We start from the raw sequence: 16,795 nt of genomic DNA on the forward strand, positions 1-16,795 counted from the left end.
TTTATGCGCCAATTTGAATATTGCATGCATCGAATGCGCTGCGCAAGCGACGGGCAAAAGCGAGTGCGTGCTCGCCATCCCCATGAATGCATACCGTCTGGGCCGTCACGTTCGCCCATGTTCCGCTCTGACTTTTTACTCTACCGGATTGCACCATTTCTAGCGTTTGCGCCAGCGCCTGCTCTTCATCCTCTATCAATGCGCCAGGCTGGCTACGCGGAACCAGACTGCCGTCAGCCTGATAACCCCGATCGGCAAAAACCTCCTGACGCGTCACCAGGCCATAATGTTCCCCGGCGCGAATCAGTTCGCTTCCCGCCAGCCCCACCAGAACCAGCGAGGGATCGCAGGCATGCACCGCTTTCGCAATCGCATCCGCCAACTGTGGATCTTTTGCCGCCTGGTTATAAAGCATGCCGTGGGGTTTCACATGGCGCATCACGCCACCCTGCGCATGCGTAATGGCTGCCAGCGCGCCAATTTGATACAGCGTTTGCGCATACACCGTTTCCACTGGCAGAGTCATGGCGCTACGGCCAAAATTCTCCCGATCCGGAAAGCTCGGATGTGCACCTACCGCCACACCATTTTTTAGCGCTTCACGCACGCTTGAAAGCATGGTTTGCGCATCACCAGCATGAAACCCACAGGCGATATTCGCTGACGAAACCAGTTGCAGCAGCGCTGCATCGTTAGCACAGCCCTCGCCGAGGTCTGCGTTGAGATCAATTTTCATTGTTAAGTCGCCATGTTAACTGTTGCAGATAACGCTGCTGATCGTGGCGCGCCTTAAGCGCTTCCTCCAGCGAACACTGCACAAAATGAATCGGCTGACCGAGCGGGATCTGCGCCAGATGATACATATCCGCCTCGATGATGCAGGCGATGCGCGGATAGCCGCCCGTCGTCTGGGCATCATTCATCAGCACGATCGGTTGACCATTATGCGGAACCTGCACCACGCCGGGGAGTAAGCCATGCGACAGCAACTCGCGATCGGTCATACGCGTCAACGGCTGCCCCTGCAGGCGATACCCCATCCGGTTACTTTGCGGACTAAGTTGCCACGGAGAACGCCAGAAAGACGCCTGCGAGACCTCGTCAAATTCCTGATACTCAGGCCCGGGTAGCGCACGAATGTGGTTTCCCCACATCAGCTGTTTTACCCCCTGCGGCCCACTAAATTGCCGGGTAGATGCTCCAATCGCCAGCCGATCGCCATCGCGCAGCAGACGCCCTTCCAGCCCGCCAATGCCAACTTTAAGATCGGTGCTACGCGACCCCATCACTTCAGGTACATCAAATCCGCCCGCTACAGCCAGATAACTCCGCATACCATGATGTGGACGTTTTAGCGTCAAGCGCTGTCCCGCTTTCACCGGCAGCCGCCACCCGCTCCACACGGGAGCACGATCCAGATGCGCTTCGCATCCAGCGCCGGTCAGCGCAAACCAACCATCGGCTTCAAATTCCACGACCAGTTGCCCCAGCGTGATTTCCAGCGCAGCGGCATTCGCATCATTTCCCACCAGCAGGTTAGCAACGTTCAGCGCTGGTTTATCCAGCGCACCGCAGTGGCTGATGCCGGATTGACGAAAATTGTGGCGTCCGCCGTCCTGGACCGAGGTGTACATGCCCGCGCGAATGATGTTTAACATACCCCCTCCTTCTGCGGAACAAAACGCACGGTATCCCCAGCGCGTAACAGGATCGGCTCTTCTCGTTTTGGATCAAATAGCGACACAGAGGTACGCCCAATCAATTGCCATCCGCCGGGCGTGGCAAGCGGATAGACCCCCGTTTGCGATCCACCAATACCTACAGAACCTGCCGGAACAAGCAGACGCGGCTCTGCCCGTCTTGGGGTATGCAGTTGTTCAGGTAAGCTCCCGAGATAGGGGAACCCTGGCTGAAAACCAATAAACCACACCACATAGTCGACTGACGCATGAAGTTCGACGACCTGCTTGTCGCTTAATCCACTGTGCCGGGCGACCGCTGCCAGATCCGGACCAAACTCACCGCCATAAGCGACGGGGATTTCAATAAAACGCGAATCCGGTTCCAGCGCTTCGCTCTCTTCCCACCAGCGCTGCAGGCGTTCAATCGCATCCAGCGCCAGCGTTTGCGGGTCGCGCAAGGTCACCGTGATATTGTTCATTCCCGGAATAGCTTCACGCACATTCGGGGCATCAGCCAGACGCTGGGCCAGACGCCAGATACGTTTCTGAGACGCCAGCGTAATGGGCGGCTCCAGTTCAAGCACTACCGCAGTCTCACCTAACAGATAACAACGCGCTCGCTGCACTTTCGTCCCTCTTTATTAATTACGCTGGGTTAGGAATATCGATAAACGTGACATCCAGATCGGTGTTTTCATTCAGCCATTCACTTAATGCGCGAATCCCACCGCGTTCGGTTGCATGGTGACCAGCAGCATAAAAATGCAGCCCCTGTTCGCGGGCTGAGTGAATGGTTTGCTCTGAGACTTCCCCGGTGATAAAGGCATCGACGCCAAACCGGGCTGCGCTATCAATGAAGCTTTGACCGCCCCCCGTACACCACGCGACGCGTTGCACCTTTTCCGGCCCGGTATCACCGCACCATAACGGTTTACGGCCCAGACGCGCTTCAATCCACGACGCCAGCTCCAGCCCCGGAACCGGCATAGAGAGTTCACCCCACGGCACCAGCGGCTCAATTTCCCCCATCACGGTAATACCCAACAGCGCGGCAAGCTGCGCGTTATTACCTAGTTCCGGGTGGGCATCCAGCGGCAGATGCCAGCCATACAGGTTGATATCATTTTCCAACAGCGTTTTCAGACGATGGCGCTTCATGCCGCGAATCACCGGAGATTCGCCTTTCCAGAAATAACCGTGATGAACGATGACCGCATCCGCCTGCAGGCGCACCGCCTCGTCCAGCAGCGCCTGGCTTGCGGTCACGCCTGTCACGATTTTATGCACCGTCTCTTTGCCCTCAACCTGCAAACCGTTCGGCGCATAGTCGCTAATGGCGGCGCTGTTCAGTTTGTCATTGATCAGTTGTTCCAGTTCGGTGTTTTTCATCATCGTCCTCGTTGTCATAAATTCTGCCTGCCCAATCAGCAACACAGCTTAGGTTAAAATAGCGTCCTCGCCTGCGTTCGTCGATAGTCATTTCACTGACACATTAAGAAACAATCACACCGCTGTAGAACGCAATTTGCATACCACCACGCGATCTAATTCATGTATATTTATGCAATCAGACAGCATATTGCAAAAATAATCAGATCTGTATCAAAGTTACAACTTTAAGGAAACACGCTCGCACAGCACATCCAGCCTGTTGTGAGACATTTACTTCGAGAAAACAATGAATAAACAAGCATCTCAACCGCGGGCGATTTATTACGTTGTCGCGCTACAAATTTGGGAATATTTCAGTTTTTACGGTATGCGTGCGCTGCTGATTCTGTATCTCACTAACCAGCTTAAGTACGACGATAATCACGCCTATGAACTGTTCAGCGCCTACTGCTCGCTAGTCTATGTCACCCCCATTCTCGGTGGGTATCTGGCGGATAAAGTGCTCGGCAACCGGATGGCGGTGATGATCGGCGCATTTTTGATGGCGGTGGGGCATCTGGTGTTGGGCGCCAGCGAAATGGCCCCCGCATTCCTTTATTTATCGCTGGCGATTATCGTCTGTGGCTACGGTCTGTTTAAATCCAACGTCAGTTGTCTGCTGGGTGAGCTGTACCAGCCTGAAGATCCGCGTCGCGACGGTGGGTTCTCTCTGCTCTACGCTGCCGGAAATATTGGTTCAATCATTGCCCCGATAGCCTGCGGCTACGTGCAAGAAGAGTACAGCTGGGCTATGGGCTTTGCGCTGGCCGCTATCGGCATGCTGGCGGGGCTGGTGATTTTCTTATGTGGCAATCGCCATTTCGCCCATACCACCGGCGTCAACAAGGCCGTCCTGTGTGCGAAAAAATATATGCTGCCAAACTGGGCCTGGCTGTTAGTCCTGCTGGTTGCCGCCCCACTGCTGATTACTGTCTTGTTCTGGAAAGAGTGGTCCGTGTACGCCCTGATCGTTGCCACTGTCATTGGTCTGGCGGTTCTGGCGAAGATTTATCGCCAGGCGCAAACGCAGAAACAGCGCAAAGAACTGGGGCTTATCGTCACGCTGACCTTCTTTAGCATGCTGTTCTGGGCCTTTGCTCAACAGGGCGGCAGCTCAATCAGCCTGTATATCGACCGCTTTGTTAATCGCGACATTCTGGGGTATTCCGTACCCACCGCGATGTTCCAGTCGGTTAACGCCTTTGCGGTTATGCTGTGCGGTATCGTGCTGGCCTGGGTGGTCAAAGAGAGCGTAAGCGGTAATCGCACCGTACGCATCTGGGGTAAATTCGCCCTTGGTCTCGGTTTAATGAGCGCCGGTTTTTGTATTCTGACCTTAAGCGCCCGCTGGTCCGCCGCTTACGGCCACTCTTCCATGCCGCTGATGGTATTGGGGCTGGCAGTCATGGGCTTTGCCGAACTGTTTATCGACCCGGTGGCAATGTCACAAATTACGCGCATCGAGATCCCCGGTGTAACCGGTGTATTAACCGGCATTTATATGCTGCTTTCCGGCGCAATCGCCAACTACCTGGCTGGGGTGATCGCCGACCAGACGTCGCAAGGGTCGTTTGACGCTGCCGGAGCCATCAACTATTCCATCAATGCCTACATCGACGTCTTTAGCGAAATTACCTGGGGCGCACTGGCCTGTGTGGTACTGGTGCTGCTGATTTGGCTGTACCAGTCGCTGAAATTCAGAAACCGTGCGTTAGCGGTAGAGTCCTGAGTGTACAGGCCCGATGATGTAATATGATTCGGGCCTGTTTTTTCAGGTAATTATGCATGAATTGCTGCGAGTTCCTCTTCAGTAAGACCTGTAACCAGTAGCACCATTGTGCGATCTATACCTTGTTCCAGCATGGTTTGCGCTATACGTAATGCGGCTTCTTGTTTACCCTGCTGTAATCCCTGCTGTAACCCTTCCTGTAATCCATCTAACCGTAACCGCTCTGCAATAGTCATCAGCCTCTCCTTATGTTGGGGGATCCGTTGCGCTATCTCCTGCATAAATTCATTAAAACGAGATTCGTCGCCAGATTGTAGGATGTAATTAAACATCGCCTGTAATTGCGTGTCATTAGCACATCCAGTAAGTAGCAGCGTGGCCAGTTGCTCTACCAGCCCCAGCAAATCCCGCTGACGGATATGTTTGTGCATTAATTCCAGCAGCGCCATTCGTCTGTGAGCCATGATCTCATCATCGGGTACCACCGTTATGTCTACCAACGGAAATGCGCTGGAATAAAGCTGTCTTGCCGCCACGGGGTCGGCAAAGGCATCCAGCCAGCACAATGAGTACGGATAGGGGCTTCGGCAGCCATGATAAAAGAGCATCGGTATCACTAGTGGCAGTTCCTTATGCCCTGCGTCCAGATGGCGCTGCATCGCCGCCATCGCATAACGCAACAGACGAAAAGCCATATGCGGCTCGGCTGAACTTTGATGCTCTATCACCACATAGACATAACCGTCACCGTTGCGTGTGTGCAAAGACCAGAGCACGTCGGAGTAGCGCGAACGTAAATCCGCTTCAATAAAGCTTTCTGACTCCAGCTTCAGCGAATTCAAATCGCAAAGCGTCCGCAGTTCAGCTGGCAGGTGAATGTCGAGAAAATCCCGCGCGGTTTCGGGATGATGTAAAAACGTTTTAAACACCGCATCGTGCGGTGTGGAGGTTGTTGGCATTGTCATCAAGTTCCATCACCTGAATGAAGATGACGGAACTTTACTGCCAGATAAAAGCATCTGCATCAGGGCATTAACAACCTTGCGCGCACGCTTCAGCGCTAAAAGCCCCAGACCGCAACACTTTCATTCTGCTGGAAGGCATTACGCAAAATCCACCATGCCTTTACTCTTTACGCGCCGCCTCATATGCCGCCAGCGTCGCCAGTCTTGCCTGCTTATGATCGACAATCGGGCGAGGATAGTTGAGCGTCACCTGCGCTTTTTCCGCCCACGACCACGGGTCATGAATCGCTTTACCCGGCACATCGCGCAGTTCCGGCAGCCACTGGCGGATAAACTCACCGTCACGGTCAAATTTTTCGCCCTGCGTCGTGGGGTTAAATATGCGGAAATACGGTGCGGCATCGGTTCCGGTAGACGCGGCCCACTGCCAGCCGCCGTTATTGGCCGCCAGGTCGCCATCGATCAGTTGCGACATGAAATACTGCTCGCCTTTGCGCCAGTCGATCAGCAGGTCTTTCACTAAAAAACTGGCCGTAATCATGCGTAAACGATTATGCATCCAGCCCGTGGCGTTGAGCTGACACATCGCCGCGTCTACAATCGGGTAACCCGTTTGCCCCATTTGCCAGGCCTGCAAATGCGCCGGGTTATTCTGCCATTGCACGCGATCGGTCCAGCGGATAAAGGGGTGATACCGACACAGCGCCGGATGATACGTCATCAGGTGGCGATAAAACTCACGCCAGATAAGCTCGTTCAGCCAGACGCTACCTGATCCGCCCTCAAGCGCCTGCGGATGCTCCGCGAGCAGTCGATTCAGGCATTGGCGCGGCGATAACCCGCCTGTCGCCAGACTTGCGGATAATCGACTGGTCCCGTCAATCGCTGGAAAATCACGCTGCTGTTCGTATTCTCCCGCAGCCTGCTGGCAAAACTGGCGTAATTGCGCGATGGCCAATTTTTCATCTACCACAAACCTCTGCGCATCAAAATCTTGCTGTGGATAGCTCAGCGTAATTGGTGTTAACGGTGCGTCAAGAGCGCCACTTTCTCTCACTTTCGGCGCGCTCACACATTCTGGAATACCGTCTTTAATCCGCTTCAGCCAGGCATTTTTAAACGGCGTGAACACTTTATACATCTCATGATTGCCGGTCATCACCGCCCCCGGAGGCAGGATCACGCTGTCATCAAACCCTTCGCACACCACCTGGGGTAATGATTTTTCTACGTTTGCATCACGCTGCCGTTCGTTTATTTCATATTGATAGTTATAAAATAATCGACTGACGTCATGCTGCAGACAAACACTTATGACGATGTCCACGCTGGCCGCAAAATCAGCCACTTCGTGAAACAATAGAGGAATACCTTTTTCTGCCAGCGCCGTTTGTAACGCATTCAACTGTGCGCAGGTAAATGCCGCCTGGCGCGGGGCCATATCGTGGGCCTTCCACTGCTCGGGGGTAGCGATATATAACGCCAGTACCTGCGCGGAACGATCCCGACAAGCCGCCGCCAGTGCGAGGTTGTCGTGCAAGCGTAAATCACGCCGAAACCAGACCAAATGGGTGGTCATAACACTCCTGAAGAAAAAACTTAACGCCCGTAGCGCAAACGCAGAGCCTCTGGCCAGGGATTGAAATAGCGCTGCCCGGAGAGATAAGCATCCGGGTATTCCGCCATATAGTGTTTGAGTAATGTTATTGGCGCAAGCAGCGGTTGAGTCGCACGTCGATAACCGTCAATGAGAGAGGCCAGCTCCTGCCGCTGACGAGAATTTAATTGCGTACGGAAATAGCCCTGGACATGCATCAGCACGTTGGTATGGTTGCGCCGGGAGGGAAGATGAGCCAGCAAACTCATCAGCCTTAAGCGATACTCGACAAAATAAGCCTGCAGATCTTGCCATTCGCCAATCGCCGCGACAAAACGCCCGAGGTCGCGATAGTCCGGCTGGGAATGGGCCAACAGTAATAGCTTGTAACGACTATGATAATCGATTAATGCGCCGCGCGTTAACCCTTGCTGTCGGATAGTATTGAGCTCGTGCAAAGCATAAATGCGCTCAACAAAATTTTCCCGAATCTGCGGGTCGTGTAAACGCCCATCCTCTTCCACGGGAAGCCAGGGTAACGTCGACATCAGCACAGACGTAAAGATCCCTCGTCCGGCTTTACGGTTGTTTTTGCCTTCCGCGTCGTAGACTCGCACCCGTTCCATACCGCAACTGGGTGATTTCGCACAGACAATATAGCCGCACAAATGCGCCAGACGATCGCTTTGTCGCTGACTAAAAGCCGTCATTGCGTCTGTCAAATCCCCCTCGCGCTTATCACTAAAACGCAGGGAGACAGCCTCGCCCTCTTTGACCAGATGCAGCGCAGGTCGCGGGACCGGTAACCCGATCCCCATTTCAGGGCAAACAGGTTCGAACGCGACCCACGGCGACAGTTCTTCCACAGCAAAGGCCAGGCGCTTATGCCCACCATCATAGCGAACCGCCTCCCCCAACAGACAGGCACTGATACCAACAGGGATTTTCTCGCTCATGATCGCTCCTTTTTCATTCCTGAAATAAGTGTAGCTATCATGAGCAAAAAAGCCGCTGATATCAGCGGCTTTTGGGGATTTATTAGCTATCAGTAGAAATCGCAGGTGGCTTTTTCCGCCTGCTCCATCCACACCGGCTTATCACTGGTTTTAGACCAGACGCGATGCAGATAGCTATAAAAACGGGCGCGGTCTTTCCAGAACAGCATGACCGGCAGAGCCAGTACGCCCGCCACTACGGCAAAGGTACGGCGTAAGAAAACAATGTGTGCTGGATATTCTTTATAAAAGTCCATAATCCTCTCCCATATAACTGTTCGGTGAATCGCACCGGAAAAATAAAGTTGGTTAACTGATGAAAATAATACCGCCTTGTGTGTAATTTTACTACTCATCCGACCACTTATTTTTATCTATTTATGCCCCGTTTAGCTTAAAAACGTAATTAAGTTACATAAAAGTTAAATTAATACTAATCATTAGTTAAATAATGGTCTTTGCCATTTTTATACTTTTTTTACACCTCGCCCGCCGATTTTTGCGAAATCTTTGCAAGCAAAAACCTACGCTCTGGTTATCACATTTATGCCACTGGAGGTGCACTGTGAGTGCAGGCGTGATAACCGGCATTGGGCTGGTCTTTTTATTATTAGGTTACCTTGTGTATGCCCTGATTAATGCGGAGGCGTTCTGATGGCGGCTCAAGGATTTTTACTCATTGCCAGTTTCTTGCTGGTGCTGTTTGTCATCGCCAGACCGCTGGGGTTTGGGCTGGCCCGACTCATCAATAATATGTCTCTGCCGGGCCTTGCTGGCGTGGAAAGTGTGCTCTGGCGTGGTCTGGGTATTTCGCAGCAGGAGATGAACTGGCGGCAGTATCTGCTGGCAATCCTCGCGCTCAATGTGCTGGGCCTGCTGGTCCTGTTTTCGATGCTGATGGCGCAAAATCTGCTGCCGCTGAATCCTCAGCAGCTACCAGGACTTTCATGGCATCTGGCGCTCAACACGGCGGTGAGTTTTGTCACCAATACCAACTGGCAATCCTATGCGGGTGAAACCACTTTAAGCTACTTCAGCCAGATGGCTGGGTTGACCGTGCAGAACTTCCTGTCCGCGGCGACCGGAATTGCGGTGATTTTTGCCCTGACGCGTGCCTTTACGCGCCAGAGTATGGATACGCTGGGTAATGCCTGGGTCGATCTGATTCGTATTACGCTGTGGATCCTCGTGCCGATCGCGCTGCTCATCGCCCTGTTTTTTATTCAACAAGGCGTGCTGCAAAACGTCTTGCCCTATCAGCCCATCACGACGCTTGAAGGGGTGAAACAGTTGCTGCCGATGGGACCTGTCGCTTCGCAGGAAGCGATTAAGATGCTCGGCACCAACGGAGGCGGTTTCTTTAACGCTAACTCAGCACATCCGTTTGAAAACCCAACCGCGCTGACCAACCTGGTCCAGATGCTGGCGATCTTTTTGATCCCTACCGCGCTGTGTTTTGCCTTTGGCGATGTGGTGGGCGATCGTCGTCAGGGACGGACCTTGTTATGGGCCATGTCGCTCATTTTTGTCATCTGCGTAGCCGTCGTGATGTGGGCCGAAGTTCAGGGCAACCCGCATCTGATGCAGTTAGGTGCAAACAGCAATATCAACATGGAGGGCAAAGAGAGCCGCTTTGGTGTACTGGTCAGCAGTCTGTTTGCGGTCGTCACAACGGCGGCATCCTGTGGCGCAGTGATTGCGATGCATGACTCTTTTACCGCACTCGGCGGAATGGTGCCGATGTGGCTGATGCAAATTGGCGAAGTGGTCTTCGGCGGTGTGGGTTCAGGCCTGTACGGTATGCTGCTGTTCGTACTGCTGGCTGTGTTCATCGCCGGGCTGATGATTGGCCGAACACCGGAATACCTGGGTAAGAAAATCGACGTGCGCGAAATGAAAATGACCGCGCTGGCGATTCTGGTCACCCCTGCGCTGGTCCTGCTCGGCACAGCAATAGCAATGATGACCGATGCCGGGCGTAGCGCCATGCTCAACCCGGGTCCACATGGGTTTAGTGAAGTGCTGTATGCCGTGTCATCTGCCGCGAATAACAACGGTAGCGCCTTTGCCGGATTAAGCGCCAATAGCCCGTTCTGGAACTGCCTGCTGGCGTTGTGCATGTTCTTTGGTCGCTTCGGCGTGATCGTTCCCGTGATGGCTATTGCCGGGTCGCTGGTCAGTAAAAAGATCCAGCCAGCAAGCCCGGGCACGCTACCCACCCACGGCGCGCTGTTTGTCGGGTTGTTAATCGGTACGGTGTTACTGGTTGGCGCTCTTACCTTTGTTCCTGCCCTGGCCCTTGGCCCGGTCGCAGAATACCTGTCATTACACTGAGTGATGCGGAGCACATTACTATGAGTCGCAAGCAACTGGCGCTGTTCGAACCTTCTCTGGTCGCACAGGCGCTGATGGATGCCGTGAAAAAATTAAGCCCACATACCCAATGGCGTAATCCGGTGATGTTTCTCGTCTGGCTGGGTAGTCTGCTGACCACGTTGTTAACGCTGGCGATGGCAACAGGTTATATGCCAGGCAATCCGTGGTTTACCGGCGCGATAAGTCTATGGCTGTGGATCACCGTCCTGTTCGCCAACTTTGCAGAAGCGCTGGCTGAGGGGCGCAGTAAAGCACAGGCGAACAGCCTGAAAGGGGTGAAAAAAACCGCTTTTGCCCGCAAACTTCGCGAACCCAAATACGGCTCGGCCATGGATCACGTCCCTGCCGATGATTTACGTAAAGGCGATATTGTGCTGGTGGAAGCTGGCGATATTATCCCGTGTGACGGTGAGGTGATCGAAGGTGGCGCATCGGTGGACGAAAGCGCGATTACCGGTGAGTCTGCGCCGGTCATTCGTGAATCCGGTGGCGATTTTGCATCGGTCACCGGCGGGACTCGCATTCTCTCCGACTGGCTGGTGATCGAATGCAGCGTAAATCCCGGTGAAACGTTCCTCGACCGGATGATCGCCATGGTCGAAGGCGCGCAGCGGCGTAAAACCCCCAACGAAATCGCCCTGACGATCCTGCTGATTGCCCTGACCATCGTTTTTCTGTTGACGACCGCCACGCTGTGGCCATTTTCCGCCTGGGGCGTCAGCGCGGTCAGCGTCACGGTACTGGTTGCCCTGCTCGTTTGTCTGATCCCCACCACCATCGGCGGTCTGCTTTCTGCCATTGGCGTGGCCGGGATGAGCCGTATGCTGGGCGCGAACGTCATTGCCACCAGCGGACGCGCGGTCGAAGCCGCGGGTGACGTGGACGTCCTGCTGCTGGATAAAACCGGCACCATTACGCTGGGTAACCGCCAGGCTTCAGATTTTCTGCCCGCCCAGGGGGTGGACGAAAAAACGCTGGCCGACGCCGCACAGCTTTCATCGCTGGCCGATGAAACGCCGGAAGGCCGCAGCATCGTAATTCTGGCAAAACAGCGCTTTAATCTGCGTATTCGCGACGTGCAATCGCTGCACGCTACCTTTGTGCCATTTACCGCGCAAAGTCGTATGAGCGGTATCAACATCGACAACCGTATGATCCGCAAAGGTTCGGTCGATGCCATTCGTCGTCACGTTGAAGCCAACGGCGGTCACTTCCCCGCCGATGTAGAGCAGAAGGTCGACAACGTCGCTCGCCTTGGCGCTACGCCGCTGGTGGTAGCCGAAGGCTCCCGCGTACTGGGCGTGATTGCCCTGAAAGATATTGTGAAAGGCGGGATCAAAGAACGTTTTGCCCAACTGCGCAAAATGGGCATCAAAACGGTGATGATCACCGGCGATAACCGTCTGACCGCAGCCGCGATCGCCGCTGAAGCCGGGGTGGATGATTTCTTAGCGGAGGCCACGCCGGAAGCCAAGCTGGCGCTGATTCGTCAGTATCAGGCGGAAGGCCGTCTGGTGGCGATGACCGGCGACGGAACCAACGACGCCCCGGCACTGGCGCAGGCGGATGTCGCGGTCGCCATGAACTCCGGGACCCAGGCGGCGAAGGAAGCTGGCAACATGGTGGATCTTGATTCCAACCCCACCAAACTGATTGAAGTGGTGCACATTGGTAAACAGATGCTGATGACGCGCGGCTCGCTGACCACCTTCAGTATCGCCAATGACGTGGCAAAGTATTTCGCCATTATCCCGGCCGCGTTCGCCGCCACCTATCCGCAGCTCAATGCACTTAACGTAATGGGACTGCATTCGCCGGACTCAGCGATCCTCAGCGCGGTTATCTTTAATGCGCTGATAATCATTTTTCTGATCCCACTGGCGCTTAAAGGCGTGAGCTACAAGCCGTTATCCGCATCTGCAATGTTGCGCCGTAATTTGTGGATCTACGGCCTGGGCGGTCTGGTGGTGCCATTTATTGGCATTAAAGCGATTGATGTACTGCTGACCCTGCTGGGTCTGGTGTGAGGTTTCAGATGAGTGGATTACGTCCTGCATTATCAACATTGATTTTCCTGATGCTTATAACCGGCGGGGCTTACCCGCTGCTGACCACCGCGCTGGGGCAGTGGTGGTTTCCCCACCAGGCTAACGGCTCCTTGATCCGCGAAGATCAGGTTGTTCGCGGCTCTGAACTTATTGGGCAACATTTTACCGCCGCCGGTTATTTTCAGGGGCGTCCGTCTGCGACGGCGGAAATGCCCTATAATCCCATGGCTTCTGGCGGCAGTAACCTGGCCGTCAGCAACCCGGAACTGGATAAACAGTTGCAAAGCCGGATTGCCGCGCTGCGTGCTGCCAATCCACAGGCTAATCCTGCCGTTCCGCTAGAGCTGGTAACCGCGTCGGCCAGCGGGCTGGATAACAACCTGACGCCCGACGCGGTGGCCTGGCAAATTCCCCGCGTGGCGCAGGCCCGCAACCTCAGCGTTGAAGAGGTGTCGCGCCTGGTTGCACAATACACGCAAAAGCCGTTGGTCAGTTTTATCGGTCAGCCGGTGGTGAACCTGGTGGAACTTAATTTAGCGCTGGATAAGCACTGAGAAAAAGGACATGCATAGCGAACCCTTACGTCCCGACCCCGATCGTCTGCTGGAGCAGACCACTGCCCCGCACCGCGGAAAACTAAAAATATTCTTCGGTGCCTGCGCGGGCGTCGGCAAAACCTGGGCCATGCTAACGGAAGCCCAGCGGCTGCGGGCGCAGGGGTTAGATGTGCTGATTGGCGTGGTGGAAACCCACGGACGCAAAGAGACCGCCGCGCTGCTGGACGGTCTCAGCATCCTGCCGCTAAAGCGACACGCGCGTCATGGTCGTCACATCAGCGAGTTCGATCTCGATGCCGCCCTGGCCCGCCGTCCGGCGCTCATTTTAATGGATGAACTGGCGCACAGTAATGCGCCAGGTTCACGCCATCCTAAGCGCTGGCAAGATATTGAAGAGCTGCTGGAAGCCGGTATCAACGTCTTTACCACCGTTAACGTACAGCATCTGGAAAGTCTCAATGATGTGGTCAGCGGCGTCACCGGTATTCAGGTTCGCGAAACCGTCCCCGATCCTTTTTTCGATGCCGCTGACGATGTGGTGCTGGTCGATCTTCCCCCCGATGATTTGCGGCAGCGCCTGAATGAAGGCAAGGTCTATATCGCCGGTCAGGCGGAAAGAGCCATCGAGCATTTCTTCCGCAAAGGTAATTTGATCGCGCTGCGCGAGCTGGCCCTGCGCCGCACGGCCGATCGGGTGGACGATCAAATGCGTGCCTGGCGCGGACGTCCAGGGGAAGAGAAAGTATGGCATACCCGCGACGCCGTTTTGCTGTGCATTGGGCACAACACTGGCAGCGAAAAACTGGTACGCGCCGCCGCGCGACTGGCGGCGCGTCTCGGCAGCGTCTGGCACGCAGTGTATGTCGAAACTCCAGCGCTGCACCGACTCCCCGAAAAACAGCGCCGCGCGATCTTAAGCGCCCTGCGATTAGCCCAGGAGCTGGGCGCGGAAACCGCCACACTTTCCGATCCCGCTGAAGATAAAGCGGTAATCCGCTATGCCCGCGAGCATAATCTGGGAAAAATTGTGCTCGGGCGTCCGACAACGCGTCGCTGGTGGCGCAGCGATTCCTTTGCCGACAAACTGGCCCATCGCGCACCGGATCTCGATCTGATGATTGTCGCGCTGGACGAACCGCCTTCACGCCCGACGCTACCCACTACGGATAGCCGCACCTTTAAAGATAAATGGCGGGTACAAATTCAGGGTTGTGTGGTTGCCGTCGCGCTGTGCGCCATCATTACGCTGATCGCGATGCAGTGGCTGATGGCCTTTGATGCCGCTAACCTGGTAATGCTCTATTTGCTGGGTGTGGTGGTTATCGCCCTGTTCTACGGACGCTGGCCATCCGTGCTGGCAACCTTTATTAACGTCGCCAGCTTCGATCTCTTCTTTATTGCCCCGCGTGGGACGCTGGCCGTTTCCGACGTCCAGTACCTACTCACTTTTACCGTGATGCTAACGGTAGGGCTGGTTATCGGTAATCTGACCGCCGGAGTCAGGTATCAGGCGCGGGTGGCACGCTATCGGGAACAACGTACGCGTCATCTGTATGAGATGTCGAAAGCGTTAGCCGTTGGACGGAGTCAGCAGGATATCGCCGCTACCAGCGAACAGTTTATCGCCTCAACGTTTCAGGCCCGTAGTCAGGTTTTATTACCTGATGAACACGGTAAGCTGGCGCCCCTCACCCATCAACAGGGCATGACGCCATGGGACGATGCCATTGCCCAATGGAGTTTTGACAAAGGGCAGCCAGCTGGCGCGGGCACGGATACCTTACCGGGCGTACCGTACCAAATCTTACCGCTAAAAAGCGCCGATAAAACGCATGGGCTACTGGTAGTGGAACCGGGAAATTTACGCCAGCTGATGATCCCCGAACAGCAACGCCTGCTGGAAACTTTCACTTTACTGGTCGCCAGTGCGCTGGAACGTCTGACGCTGACCGCCAGCGAAGAGCAGGCCAGATTTGCCAGTGAGCGTGAAAGTATTCGCAATGCGCTGCTTGCCGCCCTGTCCCACGATTTGCGCACGCCGCTGACGGTACTGTTCGGTCAGGCTGAAATTTTAACGCTGGATCTGGCCAGTGAAGGTTCGCCGCATGCGCGCCAGGCCAGTGAGATTCGCCAGCACGTGCTGAATACCACCCGACTGGTTAATAATCTGTTGGATATGGCGCGAATTCAGTCTGGCGGCTTTAATCTTAAGAAGGAGTGGTTAACGCTGGAAGAGGTGGTGGGCAGCGCCCTGCAGATGCTGGAGCCGGGACTCTCAGCCCCGATTAATCTGTCGTTACCCGAACCGTTGACGCTGATCCATGTCGATGGCCCGCTTTTTGAACGAGTGTTGATTAATCTGCTGGAGAACGCCGTTAAGTACGCGGGTCCGCAGGCACAAATCGGCATTGATGCCAGCGTCAACGGTGAGCACCTGCAACTGGACGTCTGGGATAATGGACCGGGTATTCCATCGGGTATGGAACAGCGTGTTTTTGACAAATTTTCCAGAGGAAACAAAGAGTCATCGGTACCCGGCGTGGGATTGGGGCTGGCCATTTGTCAGGCGATTGTGGACGTGCACGGCGGTACCATTTCCGCCCATAATCGTGCCCAGGGAGGAGCCTGTTTCCGTGTTACACTGCCCCAGGAAATCCCCCCTGAACTTGAAGATTTTCATGAGGATATGTGACAAACGTTCTGATTGTTGAAGATGAACAGGCCATTCGCCGCTTTCTGCGCACCGCGCTGGAAGCCGATGGCCTGCGTGTATATGAAGCGGAAACGCTGCAACGTGGTCTGCTGGAAGCCGCCACGCGAAAACCCGATCTCATCATTCTCGATCTCGGCCTGCCAGACGGCGACGGCATTGATTTTATTCGCGACCTGCGACAGTGGAGCGCAATTCCAGTAATCGTGCTTTCAGCCCGTAGCGAAGAGAGCGATAAAATCGCCGCGCTGGATGCCGGTGCCGATGACTATCTCAGTAAACCCTTTGGTATTGGCGAGCTACAGGCGCGATTGCGCGTGGCATTGCGGCGCCACGCCAGCGGCGCGTCCCCCGAACCGGTGGTGCATTTTTCCAACGTAAAAGTGGATCTCGCCGCCCGCCTCGTACACCATGGCGACGAGGAAATCCATCTGACGCCAATTGAGTTTCGCCTGTTAGCGGTACTGCTGAATAATGCCGGGAAGGTACTGACGCAACGCCAGCTGTTAAATCAGGTTTGGGGGCCAAACTCCGTTGAGCACAGTCACTATCTGCGAATCTATATGGGACACCTACGCCAGAAACTGGAGCTGGACCCGGCTCGTCCACGTCATTTTCTAACCGAAACTGGGATTGGCTATCGGTTTATGCCGTAAGTCTTCGTCAAAAAAAAGCCGGATCAGCATACATGCTATCCGGCTTTTT

Annotated in this window: 15 protein-coding genes; 7 read left to right on the forward strand and 8 right to left on the reverse strand. The window is 54.8% G+C overall.

Features of this window, described 5'->3' with window-relative positions; all coding sequences use genetic code 11:
• Position 1 precedes the first annotated feature (1 nt).
• From pxpA to ybgI, 4 genes are read right to left on the reverse strand one after another with little or no spacing between them, the layout of a single operon-like run.
• Positions 2-736, reverse strand: a complete 735-nt coding sequence (pxpA, locus tag FDX04_RS09860) for a 5-oxoprolinase subunit PxpA (RefSeq protein WP_137370867.1) — start codon at positions 734-736, stop codon at positions 2-4.
• Entirely contained in the window at positions 726-1,658 is a 933-nt protein-coding gene (gene pxpC, locus FDX04_RS09865) for a 5-oxoprolinase subunit PxpC (protein WP_038638865.1), read from the reverse strand. Before pxpC ends, pxpA begins: the two co-directional genes overlap by 11 nt.
• Positions 1,652-2,308: a 5-oxoprolinase subunit PxpB gene (pxpB, locus tag FDX04_RS09870; protein WP_137370868.1), complete on the reverse strand. Its 657-nt coding sequence runs from the start codon at positions 2,306-2,308 to the stop codon at positions 1,652-1,654. The genes pxpC and pxpB overlap by 7 nt, the downstream gene beginning before the upstream one ends.
• A gap of 19 nt (positions 2,309-2,327) precedes the next feature.
• Positions 2,328-3,071, reverse strand: coding sequence for a radiation resistance protein YbgI (gene ybgI / locus FDX04_RS09875; protein WP_016152273.1), 744 nt, complete (start codon positions 3,069-3,071; stop codon positions 2,328-2,330).
• A gap of 289 nt (positions 3,072-3,360) precedes the next feature.
• On the opposite strand from ybgI, the gene dtpD reads away from it, so the two are divergent.
• Entirely contained in the window at positions 3,361-4,842 is a 1,482-nt protein-coding gene (gene dtpD, locus FDX04_RS09880; protein WP_042309740.1) for a dipeptide permease DtpD, read from the forward strand.
• A 50-nt stretch (positions 4,843-4,892) separates the two neighbouring features.
• Here the strand turns inward: dtpD and FDX04_RS09885 are convergent, their stop codons facing one another.
• From FDX04_RS09885 to FDX04_RS09900, 4 genes are all read right to left on the reverse strand, one after another.
• The gene (locus FDX04_RS09885; RefSeq protein WP_137370869.1) at positions 4,893-5,807 is read right to left on the reverse strand and encodes an Rpn family recombination-promoting nuclease/putative transposase; all 915 of its coding nucleotides are present in this window, start codon (positions 5,805-5,807) and stop codon (positions 4,893-4,895) included.
• A 160-nt stretch (positions 5,808-5,967) separates the two neighbouring features.
• Positions 5,968-7,386 (reverse strand): deoxyribodipyrimidine photo-lyase, encoded by a 1,419-nt coding sequence (gene phrB, locus FDX04_RS09890; protein ID WP_137370870.1) that lies wholly within the window; start codon positions 7,384-7,386, stop codon positions 5,968-5,970.
• 20 nt (positions 7,387-7,406) lie between these two features.
• Positions 7,407-8,360: a DUF523 and DUF1722 domain-containing protein gene (locus FDX04_RS09895; protein ID WP_061381671.1), complete on the reverse strand. Its 954-nt coding sequence runs from the start codon at positions 8,358-8,360 to the stop codon at positions 7,407-7,409.
• An 89-nt stretch (positions 8,361-8,449) separates the two neighbouring features.
• Positions 8,450-8,656 (reverse strand): YbfA family protein, encoded by a 207-nt coding sequence (locus FDX04_RS09900; protein ID WP_003022870.1) that lies wholly within the window; start codon positions 8,654-8,656, stop codon positions 8,450-8,452.
• A gap of 308 nt (positions 8,657-8,964) precedes the next feature.
• Here FDX04_RS09900 and kdpF point away from each other — a divergent pair, with 308 nt between their 5' ends.
• The 6 genes from kdpF to kdpE are packed head-to-tail and all read left to right on the forward strand — an operon-like array spanning position 8,965 to position 16,746.
• Complete coding sequence (kdpF, locus tag FDX04_RS09905) at positions 8,965-9,054, forward strand: K(+)-transporting ATPase subunit F (RefSeq protein ID WP_077949339.1); 90 nt, start codon at positions 8,965-8,967, stop codon at positions 9,052-9,054.
• Positions 9,054-10,733: a potassium-transporting ATPase subunit KdpA gene (gene kdpA, locus FDX04_RS09910; protein ID WP_137370871.1), complete on the forward strand. Its 1,680-nt coding sequence runs from the start codon at positions 9,054-9,056 to the stop codon at positions 10,731-10,733. The genes kdpF and kdpA overlap by 1 nt, the downstream gene beginning before the upstream one ends.
• A gap of 20 nt (positions 10,734-10,753) precedes the next feature.
• Positions 10,754-12,802 carry a potassium-transporting ATPase subunit KdpB gene (kdpB, locus tag FDX04_RS09915; RefSeq protein ID WP_137370872.1) on the forward strand — a complete coding sequence of 683 codons (2,049 nt, stop codon included), beginning with the start codon at positions 10,754-10,756 and terminating at the stop codon, positions 12,800-12,802.
• 8 nt (positions 12,803-12,810) lie between these two features.
• Positions 12,811-13,377, forward strand: a complete 567-nt coding sequence (kdpC, locus tag FDX04_RS09920) for a potassium-transporting ATPase subunit KdpC (RefSeq protein WP_137349228.1) — start codon at positions 12,811-12,813, stop codon at positions 13,375-13,377.
• Between the two features lie 10 nt (positions 13,378-13,387).
• Positions 13,388-16,072: a two-component system sensor histidine kinase KdpD gene (gene kdpD, locus FDX04_RS09925; protein WP_137370873.1), complete on the forward strand. Its 2,685-nt coding sequence runs from the start codon at positions 13,388-13,390 to the stop codon at positions 16,070-16,072.
• Positions 16,069-16,746: a two-component system response regulator KdpE gene (gene kdpE, locus FDX04_RS09930; protein ID WP_137360514.1), complete on the forward strand. Its 678-nt coding sequence runs from the start codon at positions 16,069-16,071 to the stop codon at positions 16,744-16,746. Before kdpD ends, kdpE begins: the two co-directional genes overlap by 4 nt.
• The last annotated feature ends 49 nt before the right edge of the window (positions 16,747-16,795 follow it).

The sequence above is a fragment of the Citrobacter sp. wls615 genome (assembly GCF_005281355.1).
Taxonomy (GTDB): domain Bacteria; phylum Pseudomonadota; class Gammaproteobacteria; order Enterobacterales; family Enterobacteriaceae; genus Citrobacter; species Citrobacter werkmanii.